The organism is Rhizobium sp. BK591 (genome assembly GCF_014195045.1).
Lineage (GTDB): Bacteria > Pseudomonadota > Alphaproteobacteria > Rhizobiales > Rhizobiaceae > Rhizobium > Rhizobium anhuiense.
In genome coordinates this window covers 366,008-390,190 of record NZ_JACIAZ010000007.1, presented here as the reverse complement: position 1 = coordinate 390,190, position 24,183 = coordinate 366,008, and the positions used below count along the sequence as shown (strand labels likewise).

Genomic DNA, 24,183 nt, shown 5'->3' with positions numbered 1-24,183 from the left:
GCCGCCCTCGTTCAGTGAGGGGGCTTATAGAACTAACCCCTTTTCCAAGTCAACACACCTAGCCAAAGTTTTTTGACATTTTTGTAACAGGTTGATTCGGCTGGGGTTTTTGTCGGTGGATATTATCCACAGGGCGGATTCCCGGGACAGATTCCTGGAAAATCCTTTACCTGCTGGTCAAAAATCGATCGGAAAGTCGTTCTCAACCCCGAAAGATCGCGAAAAAACAGCGCCTTGAGCCGATTTATGGTTAACAGAGGATTAAACCGTCTCCGACCGGCGAGCTCTAAATTTCCGTCACAAATCAGCGGCTGACATTTCGGAACCTATCACCGACTTGGGTGTTTTCTTTCCCATTGAAGGAAGGAGACCGACATGGCTGCCAATACCGATGATATCAGAGCAACTGTCAGCAAGGACATCGCCGCACTCCAACAGGAAGTCTCGCGCCTGCAGAAGATGATTTCCGCTCAAGGCGCCGAAGCCTATTACGAAGTACGCGGCCGCGCCGGCAAGGCATACGACGAAGCCCTGCCCCGGGCAAAGAACGCCGTCGCCCAAATCAGGGCCGAAGGTGCGGCCGCCGCCGGCGCCGCCCGCGAGCATCCGACCGCAACGACCACTGCGCTGGCGCTTGCCGGCGCCATTGGCTTCCTCGCCGGATATCTGCTTTCCGGCAGTTCGCAGCCGCAGCCTCGCCACTGGTGGCGCTAAACAGACCACAGCCACCCATAAACCGGTTTTTACGCACCCGCCGATCCGTTTTTCGGCAGGGTGCGTAAATGCTTATGTCTTACAAAAACCAATTTTTAATGTGAGCTATGGGAACATAAAAAACGAAGGGAGGATCATCATGGAAAACAAGAGGGCCAACTGCATCATCGAAGTCAGCGTCGACGGCGCCAATGGCCGTCACGCGGTCGGCATCATGAATATGCGCCAGGCACTCGACCTGCCGGAAATGCCAAGCCTTTCTTATACACATCCGGACCCGGTCAAGGCCGCCGCCGGTATTGTCGTCAGCCGCCAAGAACTGGCGGGCTTCATGGCCTGCCACTGAGGCAGCGTTACCCTGTCAAAGCCCTGACGGCGCTTTATCCCAAAGCGCCGAAATTGTTTTGCGGCGTCTTTTATTCCCCTCGTTTTTTTGTTCCGATTGCTGGCATCCTTGTTCCGTTCATGCCAAGAAACGGCATCAAAAGCAGGACAAGGACGGCAGATGAGGGAGCGGCGCCCACCGCATAAGACGCGCGAGCGAACAAAGCCCGCCGATAACGCCGCGGCTAAGCGGGTGACCCTTCCCCGTGCCCTTTCCAAGCTCGGTTATTGCTCCCGCACCCAGGCCGAACGGCTGATTGCCGAAAACCGCGTTGCCGTCGACGGCCGCACGGTCAGCGAGACCTCGGCATGGGTCGATCTTAGCACTGCCAGGATCAGCATCGACGGCCTGGTCATCGCTGCCGAAGCGAAAATCTATCTGATGCTCAACAAGCCCCGCGGTCTCGTCACCACCCGCCACGATCCCGAAGGCAGGCCGACGGTATATGATTGCCTCAGGGATTTCGACATCCCGCATCTCTCTCCGGTCGGCCGGCTCGACAAGGCGAGCGAGGGCCTGCTGCTTTTCACCAACGACACCGAATTCGCTCAGATCCTGCTCGATCCGGTCACGCATGTGACGAAGACCTATCATGTCCAGATCGACGGCATCATGGACGACGAGGGCATTGCCGCGATGACATCGGGCATCCGCCACGACGGCGAGCTGCTGACGGCAACCGCCGCACGGCGCCTGCGCCAGGGCGACAGGAACTCATGGATCGAGGTCGAGCTGGACGAGGGCCGCAACCGCCAGATCCGCCGCATGCTGGAAGCGCTCGGAAGCGAATGCCTGCGCCTCGTGCGCGTTGCAATCGGCGGGCTCGCACTCGGCGAACTGCCGAAAGGCGCGGTGCGTGCCCTGACAGAGACAGAATTGCAGGCATTGCGCCGGAAGGCCGGGATGGAAAAGGCGAGACGCAATTGACTGAAATGACGGAGATGGCGCCGCACGATTTCTGGCAGGAGATTCACCCGTCGGGCACCTTTGCCGATGATGGCGAGTTCACCTCCTTCTATGTCGCCGTTCTCGAAGACGGCCGCCAGCTTCGCCTGCCGATCCGCGCGCTGGCGGATGGCGATCACGCTCTCGCTTCGCTGATCGTCAACCAGGCGAGCTTCGCCGTTCTCGATGCGTTCGCCGAAAGCCTCGCCGAAAAGATCAGGCCGATGCGCATCGATATCGTCGCCGGTCTGCCGACCCTCGGCCTGACGCTGGCCGCCGCCGTGGCGCAAAAGCTCGGCCACAGCCGCTACGTCCCGCTCGGAACCTCACGCAAATTCTGGTATCGCGACGAGCTCTCCGTTGCCCTGTCCTCGATCACCACGCCGATGCAGCAGAAACGCCTCTATATCGATCCGCGCATGCTGCCGCTGCTCAAGGGACGGCGCGTCGCGCTGATCGACGATGTGATTTCCAGCGGCACCTCGATCGTCGCGGGCATCAACCTGCTGACAGGCTGCGGCATCGAACCCGCCGTCATCGCCGCCGCCATGCTGCAATCGGAGCGCTGGCGCGAAAGCCTCGCGGCCGCTGGGCCGCAATGGACCACGCGCACCGTCGGCGTCTTCGCAACGCCTATTCTGGAGCGGAACGAAGCAGGCCGCTGGCAGGCACCATCGGCCAGACGCGGGACATGAGGATTGTTCTTCTTTGCTTGAGGGCGCCTCTGTCCAGCCTCGGCTTGACTTCCCCAGCAATAAAACTAGAGCAGGAAGTCTTCACCCAATAATCAAGGATAGTCGAGCGCCGTGCGAATTCTCTCCGAAGCCCATTTCCCCGAATTGCCGAACTATTATCGCGGCAAGGTGCGCGAGAATTACGATCTTCCGGACGGACGCCGTATCATAATCAGCACCGACCGGCTGAGCGCTTTCGACCGCATCCTTACCTGCATCCCCTATAAGGGCCAGGTCCTGACGCAGACAGCGCGCTTTTGGTTCGAGGCGACGAAGGACATCTGCCCCAACCACGTTCTCGACTATCCGGATGCGAATGTCGTCATCGGCAAGCGGCTCGACATCCTGCCGGTCGAGATCGTCGTGCGCGGTTATCTCGCCGGCACCACCGGTACCTCGATCCTGACGCTTTATAAAAAGGGTGAGCGCGAGATGTACGGCATGCGTCTGCCCGACGGCATGCGCGACAACCAGATCCTGCCCGAGCCCGTCATCACGCCGACCAGCAAGGAATTCGACGGCGGCCATGACGAGCCGCTGACGCCTGCCGAAATCGTCAGCCGCGGCCTTTTGACCAAGGAGCAGTGGGACACTCTGTCGGGATATGCGCTCGCCCTTTTTGCGCGCGGCCAGGAAATGGCGGCCAAGCGCGGTCTGATCCTCGTCGACACCAAATATGAATTCGGCACCGATGGCGACGGCAACATCATTCTCGCTGACGAGATCCACACCCCCGATAGTAGCCGTTACTGGCTTGCCGAAAGCTACCCGGCAAGTTTTGCCGCCGGAAAACGTCCGGAAAGTTTCGACAAGGATTTCGTCCGCGCCTGGGTTGCCGAGCGCTGTGATCCCTATAAGGACGAGATCCCTGAAATTCCTGTCGAACTGATCGAGCAGACCTCGGCCGTCTATATCAAGGCTTACGAGGCGATTACCGGCGAGCGCTTTGTTCCCGACAATAGCGGCGAGACGCCGCTTGCCCGCGTGCGAGGCAGCCTCGCTCCCTATTTCCCTTGACATGGCGATACATGAAAGCTGCCAGGCCGAGCATTGGCTTGGCAGCCTCCCTCCAATCGCGCTAGCATCAGAAAAAAGGGGCATCGGGCTCGGCCGGGCGGGGGACAGATGACGAGAAGGCCGAGACGCAAAGCCGAGGAAACGCGGGAGGACATCCTCTCCATGGCAGAGGTGCTGTTTCGTGAGCGCGGTTACCTCGCGGTGTCAATCGCCGATATCGCCAGTGCATTGCACATGTCACCCGCCAATGTCTTCAAGCATTTCCGTTCCAAGGTCGCGCTGGTCGATGCGATCGCCGGACGCCATCTCGACAATGCCACCGAGCGTTTCGCAGCCTTCGACCAGAATCTGCCGCCGAAGGAGCAATTGCTCCGCTTCGTCCTGCGCCTGCTGGAAGGTCATCTGCAGGACATTCAGAAAAATCCTTACATCTTCGAAATGGTGCTTTCGACGATCGAGGCCAAACTCGAGGCCGGCAACCGTTATCGCGCCCGAATCGAGTTGAAGCTCGGCGAGATCATCCGCGAGGGTATCGCGGAGGGGCGTTATCATTGCCGCGATCCCGAGCGCGCCGCACACACCGTCGCAGACCTCCTGGCCTGCGTATTGCACCCCATCCTCATCGCCCGCGACGACAAGGAAACCCTCGTGCACCGCGCCGAGGATATCGTCGGCTTTGTCGATGCCGCACTGCAAAATAACGCTTGCTAAGTGACGATTGCTGACTTACGTCACTTCATAAAGCTTTTGTTAAATTCGGATAATGGCATTTGAAGCCAGATCAATCCTGACGCTTATATAAGCCTGCGTTCGGCCGGGCCGAGCCTGCGGATTGAACGCCGATTGCCACCGAACAGGGAATTCAGAATGATACGGCGTGCCCTCCTCCTCTCCACGGCCCTGGCGTTCGGCGCATTGCTCGCCGCCTGCAGCGACAATGCCGGCAAGCCCGCCGGCAATGCCGGTGCGGGCGCAGCACAACAGGCCTCGCCCGTCGGCGTGATCACCCTGAAAAAAGCCAGTTTCCCGATCACGACGATCCTTCCCGGCCGCGCCGAGACATTTCAGACAGCCGATATCCGGCCGCAGGTAAGCGGCCTTATCCGCGAGATCGCCTTTAAAGAAGGCGGCGAGATCAAGAAGGGCGACCTTCTCTACCAGATCGAGGATGCGCCCTATATCGCCGCCGTCGAGCAGGCCAAGGCGGCAATCTCCAAGGCGCAAGCCAGCGTGCCGAGCGCTGAAAGCAATCTCGACCGCTATCAGCGCCTCGTCGGCAGCGGCGCCACCCAGATCGAATTCGAAACAGCAAAGACGACGCTGCTCCAGGCCAAGGCCGAAGTCGAGTCGGCGAAGGCAGCACTTTCCGCCGCCCAGATCGACCTCGACCATACCAAGATCATCGCCCCCTTCGACGGCGTCATCGACCAGACGGCCTATAATGTCGGCAACGTCGTCTCGGCCAACCAGACGACGGCGCTGACGACGATCCGCCAGCTCGATCCGATCTACATCTCGCTGACGGAATCGAGCACCAACCTCTTGAAGCTGCGCGACGCGATGACCGCCGGCGACATCAAGGGTGCAGACAACGTCGCCTTCCACCTGATCCTCGAAGACGGCAAGGAATATAACCAGCAGGGCAAGCTCGACATGTCGAAGCAGGTGGTCAGCGAGACCACAGGCACCTTCATCATCCGCGTGCTCTTTCCCAATCCCGATCGCATCGTCCTGCCCGGCATGTATGTCCGGGCAACCGTCGAGCTTGGCGCCGAGGCCGGTTATGCATTGCCGCAGCTGGCGACGAGCCGTGATGCCAACGGCCGGCTGACGGCACAGTTCATTTCCGCCGAAGGCAAGGTCGAAACCCGTGCCTTCGAGAACAGTTCGCCCTCCAACAATTCCTGGCTCGTGACCGAAGGCATCAAGGACGGCGATCAGCTGATCGTCAGCGGCCTGCAATCGATCACATCAGGCATGCCGGTGAAACCGGTCCCGATGAAGATCAACGACAATGGCGTGGTCGTGGCTGCCGAGCAGCCAGCGGCCGGTGATGCTGAGAAGCCTGCAGCGAAATAATCGCTGAAGCCCCGCATCGTCACCGTCTCAGCCGCACAGGAACAACCGATGGCCAAGTTTTTCATCCGACGTCCGATTTTCGCCTGGGTCATTGCGATCACCATCATGCTCGCCGGCCTGCTGGCGATCTTCACGCTGTCGATCTCGCAATATCCCGACATCGCCCCGACGACGGTTCGCATCAACGCCACCTATCGCGGCGCCAGCGCTGAGACCGTCGAAAAATCGGTGACGACGATCATCGAGGATGGCATGACCGGCCTCGACGATCTCACATACATGACCTCAACCTCATCGACGGGCTCGGCCAGCATCCAGCTCACCTTCGGGACGAGCGCCGATCCCGATATCGCCCAGGTGCAGGTGCAGAACAAGCTGCAGCTGGTTCAGTCGCAGCTTCCAAGCGACGTCATCGATGCCGGCATCAGCGTCACCCGCTCGACCTCGAGCATCCTGCTCGTCGGCTCGCTGGTTTCGACCGACGGCAAGCGCAACTCGGTCGATCTCGGCAACATCATGTCGACGTCCATCGAGGATCAGATCCAACGCCTGGAAGGCGTTGGCAGCATCAACGTCTTCGGTTCGGGATACGCCATGCGCGTCTGGCTCGATCCCTTCAAGCTCTTGAAGTACCAGTTGACGCCGAGCGACGTCACATCAGCCATCCAGGCGCAGAACACCCAGGTCTCCGTTGGTTCGCTCGGCGCCCAGCCGGCTACCCCCGGCCAGCAGATCAACGTCACCATCACCGCCCAAAGCCAGCTGACCACCGTCGCCGACTTCGAGCACATCATCCTGAAGGTCGAAAAGGACGGCGCGACCGTGCGCCTGAGCGATGTCTCGCGCATCGAGATCGGTCAGGAAAGCTACGGCGGCGGTTCGCGGTATAACGGCCAGCCGTCGACCGGTTTTGCCGTCAACCTGGCGATTGGCGCCAACGCCATCGATACCGCCGCCCGTGTGCGCTCCGCGCTCGAGGTCATCGGCCGCGGCCTGCCGGCAGGTGTCGCGATCACCTATCCCTACGACACCACGCCCTTCGTCGAGCTGTCGATCGAGAAGGTCGTCCATACCCTGATCGAGGCGATCGTGCTGGTTTTCGTCGTCCTCCTCATCTTCCTGCAGAACCTGCGGGCGACGCTGATCCCGACGATTGCGGTGCCCGTGGTGTTGCTCGGCACCTTCGGAGTGCTGGCGGTCACCGGCTACTCGATCAATACGTTGACGATGTTCGCCATGGTGCTGGCGATCGGCCTTCTTGTCGACGACGCCATCGTCGTCGTCGAAAACGTCGAACGCATCATGACCGAAGAGAAGCTCTCGCCACTTGAGGCGACGGAAAAATCGATGGGAGAGATCACCGGCGCCATTGTCGGCATCGCGCTCGTGCTGACTGCCGTCTTCATTCCGATGGCCTTCTTCGGCGGTTCGACCGGCATCATCTATCGCCAGTTCTCGATCACCATCGTCTCGGCCATGCTGCTGTCGGCGCTCGTCGCCCTGGTGCTGACGCCTGCACTTTGCGCCACAATGCTGAAGCCGGTCGGCGAACACAGGAAACACCGCGTCGGCGACTGGTTCAACCGCAACTTCACGCGCTCGACCAACGGCTATATCAGCGCCATCGGCTATCTGCTGAAGCGGCCGATCCGCGTCATGCTGGTCTTCCTCCTCGTCGGCGCCGGCTGCGCCTATCTCTTCACCCGTCTGCCGAGCTCCTTCCTGCCTCAGGAAGATCAGGGCGTGCTGTTGACCATCGTCACCACGCCGCCGGGCTCGACCACGCAGCAAACCCAGGCAGTCGTCGAGAAGGTTGAGAAATACTATCGTGAAAACGAGAAGGACGCCGTCGAATCCGTGTTTGGCGCGCTCGGCTTCGGCTTCAACGGTTCCGGCCAGAACAGCGCCATCGTCTTCACCAAGCTCAAGGATTTCGCACAGCGCACCGATCCGACGCTGAGCGCCCAGTCGGTCGTCAACCGCGCGTTGCGCAGCTTCTTTGCCATCCGCGAGGCGCAGGTCTTCGCGCTCCTGCCCCCGGCGATTCAGGGTCTCGGCGTATCGAGCGGCTTCTCCATGTATCTCGTCGACACCGGCGGCCACGGCAACGACGCCCTGACGGCCGCCTCCAAGCGGCTGATCCAGATGGGCAACACCTCGGGCAAGATCGTGGCGCTGCGCAGCAGCAACAAGGAAGTCGAGCCGCAGATGCGCATCGTGCTCGATCAGGAGAAGATCGGCGCTATGGGCGTCGACATCGCCTCGGTCAACTCGATGCTGTCGATCATCTTCACCGGCCGCGACGTCAACGACTTCACGCTGAACGGCGAGATCAAGCCGGTCTATGTTCAGGGCGATGCGCCCTTCCGCATGCAGCCGGATGATCTCGACCATTGGTACGCGCGCAACACTGCCGGTGAAATGGTACCCTTCTCCGCCTTTACCAAGACGGAGTGGGTGAAAGGCGCGCCATCGCTTGCCCGCTTCAACGCCGTTAGCGCCATTCCGCTCGACGGCGCTTCCGCACCCGGTGTCTCCTCCGGCGATGCGATGAACGAAATGGAAGCGCTGACCGAACAGCTCGGCGGCGGTTATACGGTCGCCTGGCAGGGCATCTCCTATCAGGAGCGCCTTTCCGGTTCGCAGGCGCCGATGCTCTACGCGATCTCGGTTCTCGTCGTCTTCCTCTGCCTGGCGGCACTTTACGAAAGCTGGTCGATCCCCTTCTCGGTGATCATGGCGGTACCCGTCGGCATTCTCGGGGCACTGGCGGCGGCAACGCTCTTCGGCCAGGCAAACGACGTCTATTTCAAGGTCGGCCTGCTCACCACCATAGGGCTGGCGGCGAAGAACGCGATTCTGATCGTCGAATTCGCCAAGGACCGTATGGAAAGCGGCATGGGGCTCTACGAAGCCACGCTGGAGGCGGCAAGATTGCGCCTGCGGCCGATCATCATGACCTCACTTGCCTTCATTCTCGGCGTCGTGCCGCTGGCGATCGCGACTGGCGCTGGCTCGGCGGCACAGAACGCCATCGGCATAGGCGTTCTCGGCGGCATGCTGGCGGCGACGATGCTCGGAATTTTCTTCGTACCGTCCTTTTTCGTTGTCATCCGACGCATCTTTGCCACACGCGGCAAAAATGCGGCAGGAGTGTGATATAAATGCACTGTGATAATGCTGTTCCGATTGCTACATTGCGCCCGACTGCTTCGGTGTGTGTTTTTGGTAACGAGGCGCGGCGCGCGTTAGTGAAGCATGAAGCTTCGGACAAGAATTGACTTGCTCGAGTACAGGATGAAATGAATGGTATCTCTTCGTTTTGCCACCCCGGCATTATTGTTATTGTTGTCGGGCTGCGTTGTTGGCCCGGATCATGTTCCTCCTGAAATGCCGCTGCCCGCCAAATTCGGAGAAGGCGGAACGAAGAGTGATGGTGATGTTGCTACCGCAGCCTGGTGGACCGCCTTCAACGATTCGAGGCTGAACGGCTACGTCAACGCGGGCCTTGAGCAGAACCTGACAGTCCAGCAGGCGATCGAACGCATCAATGCGGCCTCCGCCGCCGTCACCACCGCCGGAGCCGGCGGCCTTCCGAACCTGACGGTTGGCGCGTCGCACACGATCAGCGGTCAGAAGGGCGAACTGCGCACGCAACTCGACACGCGCAACACCAGCGCCGGCGACGTCCAGCTGAGCTGGCTGCTCGATCTCTTTGGCCTCTACAAGCGCAGCACCGAAAGCGCGCTCGCTTCGCTCGATTCCGCTTACGCATCGGCTGATGTCGCCAAGCTGACCCTCGTCCAGGACCTGGTCTCGAGCTATATCGACGTTCGCTACTATCAGCAGCGCCTGGCGCTTTCGAAGGCCAACCTGAAGTCTCGTCAGGAAACCTACGAACTGACCAAGTTCCAGCTTGAAGCCGGCGCCGCCTCGCGTCTCGACGTCGTTCAGGCCGAAGGCCTCGTACAGTCCACGCTCGCCGAAATTCCGGGCCTTGAAACCAACATCCGCATATCAGCCCATCACATCGCCACGCTGCTCGGCCTGCCGGCCTCGGCCCTCGTCGACGAACTGCTGAGGGGCGCCGGTCAGCCGGTATTCCGCGGCGGCATCAACTCCGGCATCCCGGCCGATCTGATCCGCAACCGTCCCGACATTCGCGTCGCCGAGCGTGATCTCGCCGCCGCAACGGCCAATATCGGTGTTGCCCAGGCCCAGCTCTATCCGAGCATCTCGCTCAGCGGCTCGATCTCGCCATCCTACATCAACCAGCGCGGCGTCCACGGTGGCCTGACCCCCTGGTCCTTCGGTCCGACCCTCAACCTGCCGATCTTCGATGGCGGCCGCCTGCGCGCCAACGTCAAGTCGGCCCAGTCCGATGCCGCTACGGCCTACCTCAACTGGAAGTCGACGGTGCTGACCGCCGTCGAACAGGTCGAGAACGCGCTTGCGGCTGTCCGGCGCGACGCCCGTACGGTCGCCGCACTTCAGGCCCAGGTCAAGACCACCCAGGAAACGCTCGAGCTTTCCACCGCATCCTACAAGGACGGCGCCTCTTCACTGCTCGACGTTCTCGACGCGCAGCGCCAGGTTTCGCTGGCTCAGGCAAGCCTTGCCCAGTCCGTCCAACAGATGGCCAAGGACTACGTCTCGCTGAACATCGCAGTCGGCGGCGGCTATGCGCCCGGCGGCAAGACCACCGCACCCAATACCACAGCAGCGGTGAAGCCCGCCAAGAGCTGATCGGCGTTTGGCCCTTCTGAAAAGGCAGAGCCCCGCGATCGTCTCGCGGGGCTTTTTCGTTGCCGCCGAACTCTCCTCCAGCTAATTACACACAGGACGAATTTGGATTCGACAAGCTGAGATAGCTGAGGTAAGCCTTTGATTAAACGATTAATCAGAGCGCCGTCGATTATGGCTCCATCGCGTTCGGGACCAAATCTCAGCAGGATAGCGACGTCGCTCGGCGTCTCCGTCGCCACGGTCTCCAATGCGCTCTCCGGCAAGGGCCGGGTCTCCGGCCAATTGATCGAAAGAATCCGTGAACATGCAGCCGAGCTCGGCTATGTCCCAAGCCAGGCCGGCAGGGCGCTCAGGACCGGCCGCAGCGGCGTTCTCGGCCTGGTGCTACCCGATATCGCCAATCCGCTGTTCCCGAAGATCGCTCAGGCGATCGAATTCGCCGCCTCGGCTGCGGGTTACGGCGTGCTGATCGCGGATTCCCGCGGCGATATCGCCACCCAGACCGAAGCGATCGACCGTCTGGTCGAGCGTGGCGTCGATGGCATGATCGTCATTCCCCGCCGCGCCACCCGCATCTCGTCCACCACCTGTCCGGTCGCCATCATCGACACTCCCTCGACGCCGGGCAACACCGTTTCCGCCGATCATTGGCAGGGCGGCCGCGAAATCGCCGACCACCTCGCGGATCTCGGCCATCGCCACATCCTCATCATCGGCAACAATCAGGAATCCAGCGTTCAGAACGACCGCGTCGGCGGCATCCGCGCCGGCATGCGCCCGGGCATGCATTCCGAAACACTATGGATCGATAGGCTCGAGCAGGATGGCGGCAGGGGCTGCCCGCTCGGCCTTGCCGAAAAGGCCAGGCAGGGATTCACCGCTTTCGCAGCCCTTTCCGATTTGCAGGCGCTACGCGCGCTGACGGAGTTACAGCAGGCCGGCGTCAACGTTCCCGCCGATGTCAGCGTCACCGGCTTCGACGACCTCATCTGGTCGCCTGTTGTCACGCCGTCGCTGACGACGGTGCGGATGGACATGGATAGGATTGCCGGGATTGCCGTGTCGGCGCTGGTCGCTACGATAAGAGCAAACCGCATCCGGGAGGGCATGCTCGTTACCGCGGAGATCGAACGCGTTGCCATGCAGTTGATCGTCCGCCAATCATCCGGGCCTGCGAAGCCGGCACCAGAAACCTCAGAGCCGAAAACCTGAGAGATGGGGAACGTGTAAGATGAAAAAAGCTCCCATTGCCTCGGCAGTACTCCTGCTTGATACCATGCCCGGCCCAATCGAGACCGAGATCGATGTAGGCCTGCCGCCACACGGCGCGCTCGCCTGCGATCTACCAGTTGCCGACACGGCAAGTCTCAAACGGTTCGGATGAAATCATGGGCGTCTGGATCGACACGGACATGGGCTTCGACGACATCGCCGCCATTCTGGTGGTGGGACAGTCGGAATTCGAGATCGACGGCCTATCGCTGGTCTTCGGCAATACGCCGCTGCCGCAGGTAAGAATGAATGCCGCCGGCGCCGCCAGCGCCTTCGGCTGGAACTTCCCCATCCACACCGGTCGCGCCATGCCCGTTCTCGGCAAGCTTGAGACCGCTCAGGCGATCCTTGGGGAAACCGGCATCCCGACATCAGGCAAGAGCCTGCCGCAGGCACCCGCCCTTGCCGAAAGCGATGCCTTCACAGGGCTCTGCCGCTGGCTGGAACGCCAGGGCCAGCACCGCATCCTGGCGCTCGGCCCGCTCACCAACATCGCTGCCGTGGCGCTCGCCCGGCCTGATCTTGCCGCCCGCATCACCGAACTCGTCTGGATGGGCGGCGGCGTCACATCAGGCAACCATACGGCCTCCGCCGAGTTCAACGCACTTGCCGACCCGGAAGCGCTTTCGATCGTCATTGCCCACGGCCTGCCGCTGCGCATGGTCGATCTCGATCTCTGCCGCAAGGTGCTGGCAAGGCCCGAGGATGCCGAGCCGGTGCGCAATGCCGGCGGCGCCAATGCCGAGCTGATCGCGGATATGTTCTCAGGCTATATCCGCATCGCCACCAGCCGCGGCCGCCCCGCCATGGCGATCTACGATCCCTCCGCCGCCGTCGCCTTTGTCGCCCCCGATATCGTCAGCTTCCGTCCCGCGCGCATCGACGTCGAGCTGCAGGGCGCCCTCACCCGTGGCCGCACCGTTGTCGAGACCCGCGCCACACATGCGAGTTTCAATGCCCAATTCGCCGCCGACATCGATGCTGACATGGCCCGTGTCATCATTCTCGCTGCCCTGGTCAACGAGGCCCGCAAATGAACGCCAGCCCTCGCCAGGAACCCGCCGACCTCAATGATCCCGCTTTGCGCGCCCGCGCCGTTACTGCTGCGCGCGGCGATGCCCCCTTCGACGTGCTGATCACCGGCGGCCGGTTGCTCGATGCGGTGACGGGCCTGATCCGCGAGGCCGATATCGGCCTTGTCGGTGCGCTGATCGCCAGTGTCCATGCGCCGGCAAACCGAACGGATGCCGCCGAGATCATCGATGCGACGGGCAGCATCCTGACGCCCGGCCTGATCGACACGCACATGCATGTCGAAAGTTCGATGGTGACACCGGCCGAATATGCTAGCGCCGTTTTGGCGCGCGGCGTCACATCAATCGTCTGGGATCCGCATGAATTCGGCAACGTCCATGGTCTCGACGGCGTGCGCTGGGCGATCGAGGCCGCGCGTTCCCTGCCGCTGCGCATGATCCTGCTCGCCCCCTCCTGCGTGCCGTCTGCGCCGGGCCTGGAACTTGCCGGCGCCGATTTCGATGCCACCGTCGTCGCCGAAATGCTGCGCTCCTCGACAGTCGGCGGCGTCGCCGAGGTCATGAATATGCGCGGCGTCATCGACGGCGATCCACGCATGACTGATATCGTCAATGCCGGCCTTGCCGCCGGCAAGCTCATCTGCGGCCACGCACGCGGCCTCGAAGGCGCCGATCTCAATGCCTTCATGGCATCAGGTATCACCTCCGACCATGAACTCACCTCCGGTGCCGATTTCCTCGCCAAGCTTTCCGCCGGCCTGACAATCGAGCTGCGCGGCTCTCACGATCATCTGTTGCGGGAATTCGTCGAGGTTCTGAACGGTCTCGGCCACCTGCCCCCGACCGTGACGCTCTGCACCGACGACGTTTTTCCCGATGAGCTTCAGGAAGGCGGCGGCCTCGACGACGTCGTCAGGCGCCTGGTGCGCTACGGCATGAAGCCGGACTGGGCGATCCGGGCCGCGACCTTCAACGCCGCACAGCGTCTGAAGCGTCCCGATCTCGGCCTTGTCGCCGCGGGCCGCCGGGCCGACATCGTGCTCTTCGAGGACCTTACGGATTTCCGGGCGCGGGTGGTCGTATCAGGCGGCCGCGTCGTCGCTCACAACGGCCGCATGCAGCGTGCCGTCCAGCAGATTGATTCGGCGCCGCTCGTCAATTCGGTGAAGCTGCCGCCGCTGACCGAGGATGATTTCCGCATTCCGGCGACGGGCGAGCGTGTCCGTGTCGCCACCATCGACCGGCCACGCTTCACGCAATGGGGCGAGGTCGAAACCGAGGTGCGGGATGGTTTCGTCGTGCCGCCGGCCGGTAGCGCCATGATCGCCGTCGCCCATCGTCACGGCAAGGCCGACGGCACCCCACGCGTCGGTTTCCTCACCGGCTGGGGCGAATGGCGCGGCGCCTTCTGCACCACCGTCTCGCATGACAGCCACAACCTCACCGTCTTCGGCGGCAATGCGCGCGACATGATGCTCGCCGCCAACGCCGTCATATCAGCCGGCGGCGGCATGGCGGTCGCCAAAGACGGTCGAATCGAAGCGCTCCTGCCGCTGCCACTCTCCGGCCTGGTGACGGATGCAGCGCTTGAGGACACAGCCCTGACCTTTACCGATATCCGCAAGGCCATGGACAAGATCGTCGACTGGAAACCGCCCTATCGGGTCTTCAAGGCCTGCTTCGGCGCCACACTCGCCTGCAATGCCGGCCCGCACCAGACGGACCGCGGGATTGCCGATGTGGGGACGGGGAGAGTGATGGAGAGTCCGGTGCTGGAAGCTTGGTAAGTCAGGACGCACAGATCATAATGCGAAGGAGTGCTGCTGTAGCCCAAACACCAGTCATGCCTTCAACTCCCGCTCCACCAACGCCACCCAATAAGCCGTCCCGTATCCAAGCGCCCCATCGTTGAAATCATAAGCCGTATTGTGATGCAACGCCCCGTCCACCGCCGGCCCATTGCCGAGCCAGACGTAACAACCCGGCGCATTCTGCGCGAAGAAAGCGAAATCGTCGCCCGCCGTCGACGGCGGAAAGCTTGTCAGCACCTTTCCGCCGAACGCCGATCGGGCCGCTGCGAGCGCCCGCGCGGTCGCATCCGGATCATTGATGACAGGCGGAATCCGCCGCTCGAATGCATAGTCGACTGATATGCCGTACATAGCAGCAGTGCCATGCGCCAGTCGGCCGATCTCGGTCTCCAACTGATCGCGCACCTCGGGCGAATAAGCTCGCGCCGTTCCGCCGATCTCGACCGTATCCGGAATGACGTTCAGCGCCTTCGGGTCGCCTGCCTGCAGGGAGCAGGCGCTGACGACGGCCGGCTGCAGCGGATCGACCACCCGTCCGACGATCGTCTGCAGCGACGACAGGAAGGTGCCGGCGGCCGTGATTGGATCGCGCCCGAGATGTGGCTTGGCGCCGTGTGTGCCGGTCCCACGAAAGGTCGTGCGCCAGCTATCGGAGGAGGCAAGCTGCGGCCCCTCGACCACGGCGATCTCATCGACCGCAAGTCCTGGCATATTGTGCAATCCATAAACGGCATCGCACGGAAAAAGCCGAAACAGCCCCTCCTCGACCATGCGCCTGGCTCCGCCCCGCCCCTCTTCGGCGGGTTGGAAGATGAAATGCACCGTGCCGGAAAAATTCCGCGTCACCGCCAGATGCCGCGCGGCGCCAAGAAGCATCGCCGTATGTCCATCGTGCCCACAGGCGTGCATCTTGCCGGGTACGGTCGATTTATAAGGCCGCTCCACCAGCTCGGGCACGGCGAGCGCATCCATATCGGCGCGTAGCCCGATCCTGCGCGCGCCCCTCCCGACCTGCAACGTACCGACCACGCCGGTGTCGCCGAGGCCGCGATGCACGGTGATACCGGCATCATCGAGAAGCCTCGCGACGATGCCGGCGGTGCGCTCTTCCTCGAAACCAAGTTCGGGATGGGCGTGCAGGTCGCGGCGCAAGGCCATGAGAAACGGCAGATCGTCCTCGATCCGGGCGGGAATGCTCATCGGGCGATGCTCCTGGGGCCTGGATATCCTGTCATGCGAAACGGGCGCCCAACCGGCGCCCGCCTCAGATCATCCGTTGTTTATCAAACAAGGCGCGAGTTCAACCCTCACGCCTCTTCGACGAACACCTCCTCGCGCTTCTTCTTGACGCTCGGCAGGAAGACGACGATGAGGACGGCAACCGCAATGGCCAGAAGAATGGCGCTGATCGGCCGCGTGACGAAAGTCGTCGGATCGCCGCGCGAGAGGATCATGGCGCGCCGCAGGTTCTCCTCGAGCAGCGGCCCGAGCACGAAGCCGAGCAGAAGCGGCGCCGGCTCGCAGCGAAGCTTGGCCAGCACATAGCCGATGAGCCCGAAGAAGGCGACGGCATAGAGGTCGTAGACGTTGGCATTGACGCTGTAGACCCCGATCGAGCAGAAAGCCATGATGACGGGGAAGAGCACGTAGTAAGGCACGGTCAACAATTTCACCCAGAGCCCGATCAGCGGCAGGTTGAGGATGACCAGCATCAGGTTGCCGATCCACATCGAGGCGATGATGCCCCAGAACAGCGCCGGCTGCTCGGTGGCGACATTCGGACCCGGCACGATGCCCTGAATGATCATCGCGCCGATCATCAGCGCCATGACGGGATTGGCAGGAATGCCGAGCGTGAGCAGCGGAATGAACGAGGTCTGCGCACCGGCATTGTTTGCCGATTCCGGCCCTGCGACGCCGGCAACCGCACCCTTGCCGAATTCCTCCGGCGTCTTCGACATCCGCTTTTCCACCGTATAGGAGGCGAAGGAGGCAAGGATGGCGCCACCGCCCGGCAGGATGCCGAGCGCCGAACCGATCGCCGTGCCGCGAATGACCGGGGCGATCATCTCCTTGAATTCCTGGCGCGACGGCAGCAGGCCGGACACCTTGGCCATCAGCACCGTGCGTGTCGATTCGCCCTCGAGGTTGCGCAGGATTTCCGCCACCCCGAAAACGCCGACGGCGAGCGCCACGAAATTCAGCCCGTCTGCATATTCACGGATGCCGAGCGTGAAGCGCGGCGTGCCGGTATAGATGTCGGTGCCGACAAGGCCGAGCAGCAGCCCGAGCGCCACCATCGCTAAGGCCTTGACAACGGAACCATGCGCCAGTGCGATCGAGGAGACGAGGCCAACGATCATCAGCGAGAAATATTCCGCCGAGCCGAATTGCAGCGCGATTGCGGTGAGCGGCGGCGCGAAGATCGCGACGAGAAAGGTCGACACGGTGCCAGCGAAGAACGAGCCGAGCGCGGCGATCGCAAGCGCTGCCCCCGCCCTGCCCTTGCGGGCCATCTGGTAACCGTCGATCGCGGTGACGGCCGAGGAAGATTCGCCTGGCATGTTGATGAGGATCGCCGTCGTCGAGCCACCATACTGCGCGCCGTAATAGATGCCGGCGAGCATGATGAGCGACGAAACCGGCTCGAGCTGGAAGGTGATCGGCAAGAGCATGGCGATCGTCGCCGTGGCGCCGATGCCGGGCAGCACGCCGATCAGCGTGCCGAGCAGCACGCCGATCAGGCAGAAGAACAGGTTTTCCGGAGTGCCGGCTGTCGCAAAGCCGAGCGCGAGATTGCTGAAAAGATCCATCATCGCCTCCTAGAACCGGACCCAGGGGCCGAAACGCTCGAACGGCAAGCCGAGCCCGTAGCTGAACACCGCGACCGAAAAGATCGTCAGCAGCAACGACAGCACGATCGCAAAGAACAGGTTCATCTTTTGCGATGCGAAACAGGCGATGAAGGCGGTGAGGAACAAGGACGGTGCGAAGCCGAGCCCGCGCACGGTCAGCCCGAAAAAGACTGGCGCCGGCAGGATGAAGAGCATGCCGCGCCAGGCAAACGGGTCGATCGGCTCGCCCTCGACCCGAAGGGCCTGAATGAAGATGATCGCACCGAGAAGCACGAGCACGCCGGCAAGCAGCAACGGAAAATAGCCTGGCCCCATACGCACCGTCGTGCCGAGGTCGAGCCCCAGCGACTGGATGGCGAAGAAAGCCCCGGAGGCGACGAAAAGCGCGCCGCAGATCGCATTGGTGGTATCGAAACTGATGGATTTCATGGTGTCTCCTGGGGTTGGAGATGGTTCACGTCACGCCGCGGCAAAGGAGCTAGCCCCTCATCCGCCTGCCGCCACCCTCTCCCCGTAAACGGGGGTCCGGAGGACGGGTCGAGACAAGTGGCTCGACCCCGGTAAGTTAGGGTGAGGGGCTCGTCCGGCATGCCCGGACGAGGACAAGCCTTAGTCGGCATATTCGCCAGCGGCCTCGATCACCGTTTTCCAACGGGCGATCTCGCTTTCGAGCTTGGCTTTCAGTGCGGCCGGCGTCGCATCGGCGTCTGAGGATGGTGCGGTGCCGAGCTCGGCAAAGCGGGCGCCGACATTCGGATCCTTCAGCGCCACCTGCAGCGATTTCGACAGACGCTCGTTGATCTCGGCCGGCGTGCCCTTCGGCGTATAGATGCCATGCCAGATGCCGACTTCAAAACCCGGCAGGCCGGCTTCGACGGCCGTCGGAATGTCCTTCATCACGTCGAGGCGCTTGGGCGAGGTTACGGCATAAGCCTTGATCGTGCCGCCCTGGATCTGCTTGGTCGTGTTGGTCGTCTGGTCGCACATGACGTCGACCTGGCCGCCGAGCAGGTCGGTCATGGCAGGGCCGGTACCCTTGTAGGGCACGGTCGTCAGCGGTGTCTGGATGGCGCTCATGAACATCATGCCGCAGAGATGCGAAGCCGCACCGATGCCGGCATTGGCGACCGTCACCTTGTCCTTGTTGGCCTTGATATAGTCGATCAGCCCCTTGAGGTCGGTCGGCTCCATGTCCTTGCGTGCAACGATCGTCATCGGCACTTCGGTGACGAGGCCGACATAATCGAAAGCGCCGAGCGTGTCGTAGGCGAGCTTGCGGTAGAGCGTGGCGCTGGTCGCCATGCCGATATGGTGCAGCAGAATGGTGTAACCGTCGGGATCGGCATTTGCCACGCGGCCGGCGCCGAGCGTGCCGCCGGCGCCGCCGACATTTTCGACGACGATCTGCTGGCCGAGATCCTTCGACATGGATTCTGCGACCAGGCGCGCCACGGTATCGGTCGGGCCGCCGGCCGCAAAGGGCACGACCATGGTAATGGTGCGCTCGGGATAGGTCTGCGCCGAAGCGACGCCGGCGAGAAGAGAGACCGCGGCAGCCGCGGTCAGGCCGAGCATGGCCTTCAGAATTTTCATCGTTTCCTCCCTGATGAAACAAGCAAGCCCGCCGACACATCCTCCGCGCCGGTTGGGATGGCCTATTTGCCGCCGGGAAAAATCGACCTGCAATCATTGCAGCCGCTTTCGAAAGGCGATTTTGCAAAAGTGCAATGCAGCATGGGTCGATTCGGAAACAAACGGCCGGTGCGATGGGTGGAAATCCACCCATCGCACCGGAGGATAATCGACTTGAGATTGGAAAGAGTGCGCGGCCACAGCCGGAATCGTCACTCGGAAAACAGGCATTTTCCGAAAGCAGTCAGCTTTCGATAATCATCATCCGCTTGTCGAGACCGTATTTCTGCATCTTTTCATAGAGGGTCTTGCGGGAAATGCCGAGTGACTCATAGACCGCCTTGAGGCTGCCGCCATGCGCCACCAGCGCGGTTGCAATCACCCCTCGCTCGAATTCAGCGACGCGTTCCGCAAGCCCCGTCGCCTCCTCGGCCTGCCGCCCGCCATTGTCGAGACCGAGGACCAGCCGGTCGGCGGCGTTCCTCAATTCACGCACATTGCCGGGCCAGTCGCGTTGGGCAATGTCGGAGATCACCTCCGGCGGCACGGGCATCTCGTCGCGGCCGTAGCGGGCCGCCGCCTCCCGCACCAGTTGCAGGAAAAGCAGCGGAACGTCCGCCCGCCGCTGCGACAGCGACGGCACGTGCAGCGTCGCAACGTTCAGCCGATAGAAGAGGTCGGCGCGGAAGCGCCCGGCTGCCACCTCCGCCTCCAGATCGACCTTGCTTGTGGCGATGAACCGCACGTCGAGCGCCACCACTTCGTTCGATCCGAGCCGCGAGATCACCCGCTCCTGCAGTACCCGCAGGAACTTGGCCTGCAGGTCGAAGGGCATGGAGCCGATCTCGTCGAGCAGGATCGTGCCGCCGCGCCCGTGTTCGAATTTTCCGTAGCGCGGCCTCACCGCGCCCGGAAAGGCCCCCACCTCATGGCCGAAGAGTTCGCTCTCGATCAGGTTTGCCGGCAGTGCGGCGCAATTGATCGCGATGAACGGCCGGCTTGCCCGGGCGCTGATATCGTGGAGCGCCCGGGCCACCACTTCCTTGCCGGCTCCCGTTTCGCCGACGATAAGCGTATCGGCATCGCTCGCCCCGATCGCCCGGATACGGTAGCGCAAATCCACCATCACCTGCGTGCGCCCCGGCAGCCGCGCCTCGATATCGTCGCGTTTGCCGGCGACCGCTTTCAGCAGCCGGTTTTCGAGCACGAGGCCGCGCCGCTCCATCGCCCGGCGGATGACGCCGGCAAGCATTTCGGGCGTGAACGGCTTCTCGATGAAATCATAGGCGCCTTCGCGCATCGCCTTCACCGCGAGCTGCACGTCGCCGTGGCCGGTGACAAGAATGACCGGCACCTCTGGATCGAGCTCGCGGATCTTCTGCATCAGCGTCATGCCGTCCATGCCGGGCATGCGGATGTCGCTGACGACGACACCGGGAAAGCTGTAGCCGATCAGCTCCAGCACGTGGTCGCCGTTCGAAAAGGTCTCGACGCTGAAGCCGGAGAGCTCCAACGCCTGCGCCGTCGAGCGGCGCAATTCCTCCTCGTCGTCAACCAGCAGGATCTTCGCATCGTTCATTCCGCCGCCTCCGGCATCAGCCCTGCCGCCGACTGCAGCTCGATGCGGAACACCGCGCCCCCTTCGGGATGATTGGCCGCCTCAAGGCTGCCGCCAAAATCCTTGATGATGTTGTAGGAGATCGAAAGCCCGAGGCCGAGCCCCTTGCCGACGCCCTTCGTCGTGAAGAAGGGATCGAAGATACGCTGGGCAATCGCCGCCGGCACGCCCGGCCCGTGATCCCGCACCGTCAGCACCACTTTGCCGGCCTCCTCGAAGGCCGAAACCTCGATGCGCCTGTCGTCCAGCCCTTCCACCGCATCGGCCGCATTCGAGATCACGTTCACCAGCACCTGTTGCAGACGCACCGAACCGGCGCGCACGACGGGTGGACGTGGGCCTAGATCGAGCAGGAGTTCGGCATCCGCCGCCTTCAGCCGCCAGGCGATGATCTCGAGCGTGTCATGCATCGCCTCGTCGAGAGAAACCGAGCCGAGCTTCTCGTTCGGTTTGCGGGCGAAGTTGCGCAGGTGCCGGCTGATCGCGGCCATGCGGTCAATGAGCCCGCCGATACGCCGGATATTGTCCCGCGCCTCCTCCGTCCGGCCCCGATCGATGAGAACGGAGGCGCTGTCCGTATAGGTCTTCGCCGCGGCGAGCGGCTGGTTGAACTCGTGCGAAAGAGCGGCCGACATCTGTCCGAGGCCGGCGAGCTTTCCGGCCTGGATCAGATCGGCCTGTGTCTGGCGGAGTTGTTGCTCGGTCAGGCGCCGCTCGGCGATCTCTTCTTCAATGCGGCTGTTGACGCGGGCAAGATCGGCTGTGCGTTCCTCGACGCGCCGCTCCAGCTCGTTGCGGGCGTCGGCCTGCATCTGCATGCGCTCGGCAAGCCGCGCCCGCCGCTGGCGAATGACCGCGACCGCGAGCCCGGCAATGCAGAGGATGAGAAAGACCGCCGCAAGCGCGGTGCGCGCCTGGGCGCGGATGGAACTCGTCTCCATCAGCACGTTCACGGTCCAGTCCTCGGCCGGCATGTAGTGCGAGAGCACCAGATATTCGCTCGAGCCGCGCTCGCCGGCGAGCGTCATCAACTCATGCGGCTCGAAGCGCTGACGCGTCACCGGCAACGCCGTCAGCCTGGCATTGGCATACCGCCGCGACGCTTCCGTGCGTGCGATGCGATCGGCCGTCAGCGGCAGGATAGCGCCATAGAGCCATTCGGGGCTGCCGGACATGAAGATGATGCCCTCCGGATCGGAGACGAAGATCTTGTATTCGCCGCCGCCCCAGGAGGATTCGATCATGTCGATATCGACTTTGAAAACGATGACGCCCCGAATATCCGCGCCGGTCCGGATCGGCGCGGCAAAATAATAGCCGCGCTTCAGCGAGGTGGTGCCGAGCGCGTAGAACCTTGCCTGCCGGCCTGCGATCGCATCCTGAAAATAGGGCCGGTAGCTGAAATTCTGTCCGACGAAGCTTCCCGGTCCGTCGTAATTGCTCGCCGCGATCGTCTCGCCATCCGGTTTGACCACATAGATGTCGGAGGATTTCAGCAGCCCGTTGATCTCCTTGAGATAGAGATTGGCGGCATCGCGTAGCGCCGCATCCTCAGGCGCGCTCACCAGTTCCTTGATGTCGTCGTGATCGGCAATCAGCGCCGGCAGCGCCTCGTAGCGGTTGAGGTGGCCGCTGAGCGCCGACACGGCAAGGCGCAGCGCCGTTCCTGCCTGCGCCGAGGCTTCCCCCATATAAGCGCGTGTCGCAATCGCGCTTCCATAAGTGAAGAAGGCGAAGATGATCAGCGGCACGACGAGCAACGCCGCTATCGCACGATACCTCGAAGACAGATCCGGCTCCTCCCCTTTCTGCCTCCACTCCCCAGCGAGGCATACCCGACGCCCTCAAGTCTAGCGCATCGGCCCGAAAATCGGAATCGATTTTCGGAAAGCACGATGCGTAGATTCAAAATGTTAGAGCGTCCTTTGTGCGTCCGAAAGGATGCACAAAGGACGCTCTAACAACCCTGGCAAGGTTTTCCAAGGGCCAGCCGAAACTTGACACTTAACGACCTCGGATATCCTATTGCCGCATCGCAAGGAAGCCCATCATGAGCGACGATCAGACACCCGCCGACAGCAAGCTCACCACATCCAAGCGCCGCTGGGCGGCCGAGGGCAAGTTCCTGACTGGCCGCATCAGCCGACCTGAAACCGAGCGTCTGCCGCCCGGCCAGCACCTCGTCAAGAACTGGCCGGTGCTCGATCTCGGCCAGCAGCCTGTTGTCTCGACGGATACGTGGCGGCTCGACGTGCGCGGCCTCGTCGAAACACCGCTCACCCTCACCTGGACCGCCTTCCAGGCGATCGAGCAGAGCACTGGGGTGAGCGATATCCACTGCGTCACCACATGGTCGCGCTACGACAACAAATGGAAGGGCGTCTCGACGCGTGATCTGCTCGACCTCGCCACGCCGAAGCCCGAAGCCGGTTACGTCATGCTGACCAGTTATGACGGCTATACCACCAACCTGCCGCTCGCTGATTTCGCCGCCGAGGACGCGATCCTTGCTACCGCCTGGGAAGGCCTGCCGCTGACGCCGGATCACGGCGGCCCGATGCGCCTGGTCGTGCCGCATCTTTATTTCTGGAAAAGCGCCAAATGGCTGCGCCGCATCGAGCTGATGCCCGACGACGAGGCTGGCTTCTGGGAAAAGAACGGCTACCATATCTACGGCGATCCATGGCGCGAGCAGCGCTATTCCGACGATTGAGCCTTCGGCCGCAGGAAGTGGCGAAGCCAAAAAAAACCAAGGCCGAACAATGCAGCGAGCCCGGTCAGCGACGCCATGCTGGCTGGATGAAGTGGCACCTTGCCCCAGTGTGGCTTGATGACATCGGCGGTGTTGAAGGCCTCGCCGCTGAACCGGCAGGTGACGAGCGCAAGGCCGCGCCGCGTCATGTCGGCGTCGACGGCGGAAATGATTTCATTCGCGGCAGCCCTCTCTTGCGGCATCTCGCGCATCGACAGCAAGACCGCCTTGGCCGCCGCGAGATAGGCATGGGCGCATTCGTTGAACGGGCTTTCCTCGTCCGTCACGCTGCCCGGCACCCGGCCCCAGAGACAATAGGAATACTGGATCTCGGCATAGTTCAGGACGCGGCGGAACGGCTCGTTGGTATCGACGGCACGGGAAGCAAGGTCGATGATCCCACTGCGATAGTCTGCAATCACCGCCATCTCGCCATGGGAAATTTCCGGAATATCCAGTCCGGTATGGCTGCCGCCGCCGCTAGGGCTATGGGCAAGAGCGCTTCCAGCAACCACACAAAAAAAGACGGCGGTGGCAAACGCCGTCGACACGAGTGGTATGGTTCTGCTGCTTGTCATGGCCGCCCGAA

Annotated in this window: 21 protein-coding genes; 14 read left to right on the top strand and 7 right to left on the bottom strand. The window is 62.4% G+C overall.

Annotated elements, in window-relative coordinates; all coding sequences use genetic code 11:
- Positions 1-375 precede the first annotated feature (375 nt).
- The 13 genes from FHX10_RS28860 (at position 376) to FHX10_RS28800 (ending at position 14,713) form a co-directional block, all read left to right on the top strand.
- Complete coding sequence (locus FHX10_RS28860; RefSeq protein WP_025570484.1) at positions 376-714, top strand: hypothetical protein; 339 nt, start codon at positions 376-378, stop codon at positions 712-714.
- A gap of 139 nt (positions 715-853) precedes the next feature.
- Positions 854-1,060 carry a hypothetical protein gene (locus FHX10_RS28855; protein ID WP_025570485.1) on the top strand — a complete coding sequence of 69 codons (207 nt, stop codon included), beginning with the start codon at positions 854-856 and terminating at the stop codon, positions 1,058-1,060.
- 159 nt (positions 1,061-1,219) lie between these two features.
- Positions 1,220-2,026, top strand: coding sequence for a pseudouridine synthase (locus tag FHX10_RS28850; RefSeq protein WP_029733032.1), 807 nt, complete (start codon positions 1,220-1,222; stop codon positions 2,024-2,026).
- A 5-nt stretch (positions 2,027-2,031) separates the two neighbouring features.
- Complete coding sequence (locus FHX10_RS28845) at positions 2,032-2,739, top strand: phosphoribosyltransferase (RefSeq protein ID WP_280178087.1); 708 nt, start codon at positions 2,032-2,034, stop codon at positions 2,737-2,739.
- 111 nt (positions 2,740-2,850) lie between these two features.
- A complete protein-coding gene (locus FHX10_RS28840) occupies positions 2,851-3,795 on the top strand; it encodes a phosphoribosylaminoimidazolesuccinocarboxamide synthase (RefSeq protein ID WP_028756369.1) in 945 nt (314 codons plus the stop codon).
- Between the two features lie 108 nt (positions 3,796-3,903).
- The gene (locus FHX10_RS28835; RefSeq protein ID WP_028756368.1) at positions 3,904-4,506 is read left to right on the top strand and encodes a TetR family transcriptional regulator; all 603 of its coding nucleotides are present in this window, start codon (positions 3,904-3,906) and stop codon (positions 4,504-4,506) included.
- 156 nt (positions 4,507-4,662) lie between these two features.
- Complete coding sequence (locus tag FHX10_RS28830; RefSeq protein WP_025570605.1) at positions 4,663-5,874, top strand: efflux RND transporter periplasmic adaptor subunit; 1,212 nt, start codon at positions 4,663-4,665, stop codon at positions 5,872-5,874.
- 48 nt (positions 5,875-5,922) lie between these two features.
- A complete protein-coding gene (locus FHX10_RS28825) occupies positions 5,923-9,033 on the top strand; it encodes an efflux RND transporter permease subunit (RefSeq protein ID WP_025570604.1) in 3,111 nt (1,036 codons plus the stop codon).
- Between the two features lie 147 nt (positions 9,034-9,180).
- Complete coding sequence (locus FHX10_RS28820) at positions 9,181-10,620, top strand: efflux transporter outer membrane subunit (RefSeq protein WP_029733030.1); 1,440 nt, start codon at positions 9,181-9,183, stop codon at positions 10,618-10,620.
- A 171-nt stretch (positions 10,621-10,791) separates the two neighbouring features.
- Entirely contained in the window at positions 10,792-11,832 is a 1,041-nt protein-coding gene (locus FHX10_RS28815) for a LacI family DNA-binding transcriptional regulator (protein WP_029733029.1), read from the top strand.
- A 19-nt stretch (positions 11,833-11,851) separates the two neighbouring features.
- Entirely contained in the window at positions 11,852-12,004 is a 153-nt protein-coding gene (locus FHX10_RS28810; protein WP_165932280.1) for a hypothetical protein, read from the top strand.
- 4 nt (positions 12,005-12,008) lie between these two features.
- Positions 12,009-12,929, top strand: a complete 921-nt coding sequence (locus FHX10_RS28805; protein ID WP_025570667.1) for a nucleoside hydrolase — start codon at positions 12,009-12,011, stop codon at positions 12,927-12,929.
- Positions 12,926-14,713: an adenine deaminase gene (locus FHX10_RS28800; RefSeq protein ID WP_063475377.1), complete on the top strand. Its 1,788-nt coding sequence runs from the start codon at positions 12,926-12,928 to the stop codon at positions 14,711-14,713. Before FHX10_RS28805 ends, FHX10_RS28800 begins: the two co-directional genes overlap by 4 nt.
- A 54-nt stretch (positions 14,714-14,767) precedes the next feature.
- On the opposite strand, the gene FHX10_RS28795 is transcribed toward FHX10_RS28800, so the two are convergent.
- The 6 genes from FHX10_RS28795 to FHX10_RS28770 all read right to left on the bottom strand — a co-directional run bounded on the left by FHX10_RS28795 (position 14,768) and on the right by FHX10_RS28770 (position 22,593).
- On the bottom strand, positions 14,768-15,937 hold the full coding sequence (locus FHX10_RS28795; RefSeq protein WP_029868284.1) for a M20 aminoacylase family protein: 1,170 nt from the start codon (positions 15,935-15,937) through the stop codon (positions 14,768-14,770).
- Between the two features lie 107 nt (positions 15,938-16,044).
- Entirely contained in the window at positions 16,045-17,550 is a 1,506-nt protein-coding gene (locus FHX10_RS28790; RefSeq protein ID WP_018243405.1) for a tripartite tricarboxylate transporter permease, read from the bottom strand.
- A 9-nt stretch (positions 17,551-17,559) separates the two neighbouring features.
- Positions 17,560-18,021 carry a tripartite tricarboxylate transporter TctB family protein gene (locus tag FHX10_RS28785; protein ID WP_029868283.1) on the bottom strand — a complete coding sequence of 154 codons (462 nt, stop codon included), beginning with the start codon at positions 18,019-18,021 and terminating at the stop codon, positions 17,560-17,562.
- 180 nt (positions 18,022-18,201) lie between these two features.
- Positions 18,202-19,185 carry a tripartite tricarboxylate transporter substrate-binding protein gene (locus tag FHX10_RS28780; protein WP_029868282.1) on the bottom strand — a complete coding sequence of 328 codons (984 nt, stop codon included), beginning with the start codon at positions 19,183-19,185 and terminating at the stop codon, positions 18,202-18,204.
- Between the two features lie 283 nt (positions 19,186-19,468).
- Positions 19,469-20,803, bottom strand: a complete 1,335-nt coding sequence (locus FHX10_RS28775) for a sigma-54-dependent transcriptional regulator (RefSeq protein WP_029868281.1) — start codon at positions 20,801-20,803, stop codon at positions 19,469-19,471.
- Positions 20,800-22,593, bottom strand: coding sequence for a sensor histidine kinase (locus FHX10_RS28770; protein WP_280949753.1), 1,794 nt, complete (start codon positions 22,591-22,593; stop codon positions 20,800-20,802). Before FHX10_RS28770 ends, FHX10_RS28775 begins: the two co-directional genes overlap by 4 nt.
- Positions 22,594-22,892: 299 nt before the next feature.
- On the opposite strand from FHX10_RS28770, the gene FHX10_RS28765 reads away from it, so the two are divergent.
- The gene (locus tag FHX10_RS28765) at positions 22,893-23,555 is read left to right on the top strand and encodes a sulfite oxidase-like oxidoreductase (protein WP_097595157.1); all 663 of its coding nucleotides are present in this window, start codon (positions 22,893-22,895) and stop codon (positions 23,553-23,555) included.
- Here FHX10_RS28765 and FHX10_RS28760 read toward each other — a convergent pair.
- Positions 23,540-24,172, bottom strand: coding sequence for a hypothetical protein (locus FHX10_RS28760; RefSeq protein ID WP_063475375.1), 633 nt, complete (start codon positions 24,170-24,172; stop codon positions 23,540-23,542). The two genes, FHX10_RS28765 and FHX10_RS28760, sit on opposite strands and share 16 nt — an antisense overlap.
- Between the last annotated feature and the right edge of the window lie 11 nt (positions 24,173-24,183).

What these genes read in the sequence shown, in the direction of transcription:
- FHX10_RS28850 (WP_029733032.1), top strand. Translation starts at nt 1,220, where the DNA reads ATGAGGGAGCGGCGCCCACCGCATAAGACGCGCGAGCGAACAAAGCCC.
- FHX10_RS28760 (WP_063475375.1), bottom strand. Translation starts at nt 24,172, where the DNA reads ATGACAAGCAGCAGAACCATACCACTCGTGTCGACGGCGTTTGCCACC.
- FHX10_RS28805 (WP_025570667.1), top strand. Translation starts at nt 12,009, where the DNA reads ATGGGCGTCTGGATCGACACGGACATGGGCTTCGACGACATCGCCGCC.
- FHX10_RS28800 (WP_063475377.1), top strand. Translation starts at nt 12,926, where the DNA reads ATGAACGCCAGCCCTCGCCAGGAACCCGCCGACCTCAATGATCCCGCT.
- FHX10_RS28845 (WP_280178087.1), top strand. Translation starts at nt 2,032, where the DNA reads ATGACGGAGATGGCGCCGCACGATTTCTGGCAGGAGATTCACCCGTCG.
- FHX10_RS28860 (WP_025570484.1), top strand. Translation starts at nt 376, where the DNA reads ATGGCTGCCAATACCGATGATATCAGAGCAACTGTCAGCAAGGACATC.
- FHX10_RS28820 (WP_029733030.1), top strand. Translation starts at nt 9,181, where the DNA reads ATGGTATCTCTTCGTTTTGCCACCCCGGCATTATTGTTATTGTTGTCG.
- FHX10_RS28790 (WP_018243405.1), bottom strand. Translation starts at nt 17,550, where the DNA reads ATGGATCTTTTCAGCAATCTCGCGCTCGGCTTTGCGACAGCCGGCACT.
- FHX10_RS28795 (WP_029868284.1), bottom strand. Translation starts at nt 15,937, where the DNA reads ATGAGCATTCCCGCCCGGATCGAGGACGATCTGCCGTTTCTCATGGCC.
- FHX10_RS28765 (WP_097595157.1), top strand. Translation starts at nt 22,893, where the DNA reads ATGAGCGACGATCAGACACCCGCCGACAGCAAGCTCACCACATCCAAG.
- FHX10_RS28825 (WP_025570604.1), top strand. Translation starts at nt 5,923, where the DNA reads ATGGCCAAGTTTTTCATCCGACGTCCGATTTTCGCCTGGGTCATTGCG.
- FHX10_RS28810 (WP_165932280.1), top strand. Translation starts at nt 11,852, where the DNA reads ATGAAAAAAGCTCCCATTGCCTCGGCAGTACTCCTGCTTGATACCATG.
- FHX10_RS28815 (WP_029733029.1), top strand. Translation starts at nt 10,792, where the DNA reads ATGGCTCCATCGCGTTCGGGACCAAATCTCAGCAGGATAGCGACGTCG.
- FHX10_RS28830 (WP_025570605.1), top strand. Translation starts at nt 4,663, where the DNA reads ATGATACGGCGTGCCCTCCTCCTCTCCACGGCCCTGGCGTTCGGCGCA.
- FHX10_RS28775 (WP_029868281.1), bottom strand. Translation starts at nt 20,803, where the DNA reads ATGAACGATGCGAAGATCCTGCTGGTTGACGACGAGGAGGAATTGCGC.
- FHX10_RS28855 (WP_025570485.1), top strand. Translation starts at nt 854, where the DNA reads ATGGAAAACAAGAGGGCCAACTGCATCATCGAAGTCAGCGTCGACGGC.
- FHX10_RS28780 (WP_029868282.1), bottom strand. Translation starts at nt 19,185, where the DNA reads ATGAAAATTCTGAAGGCCATGCTCGGCCTGACCGCGGCTGCCGCGGTC.
- FHX10_RS28785 (WP_029868283.1), bottom strand. Translation starts at nt 18,021, where the DNA reads ATGAAATCCATCAGTTTCGATACCACCAATGCGATCTGCGGCGCGCTT.
- FHX10_RS28835 (WP_028756368.1), top strand. Translation starts at nt 3,904, where the DNA reads ATGACGAGAAGGCCGAGACGCAAAGCCGAGGAAACGCGGGAGGACATC.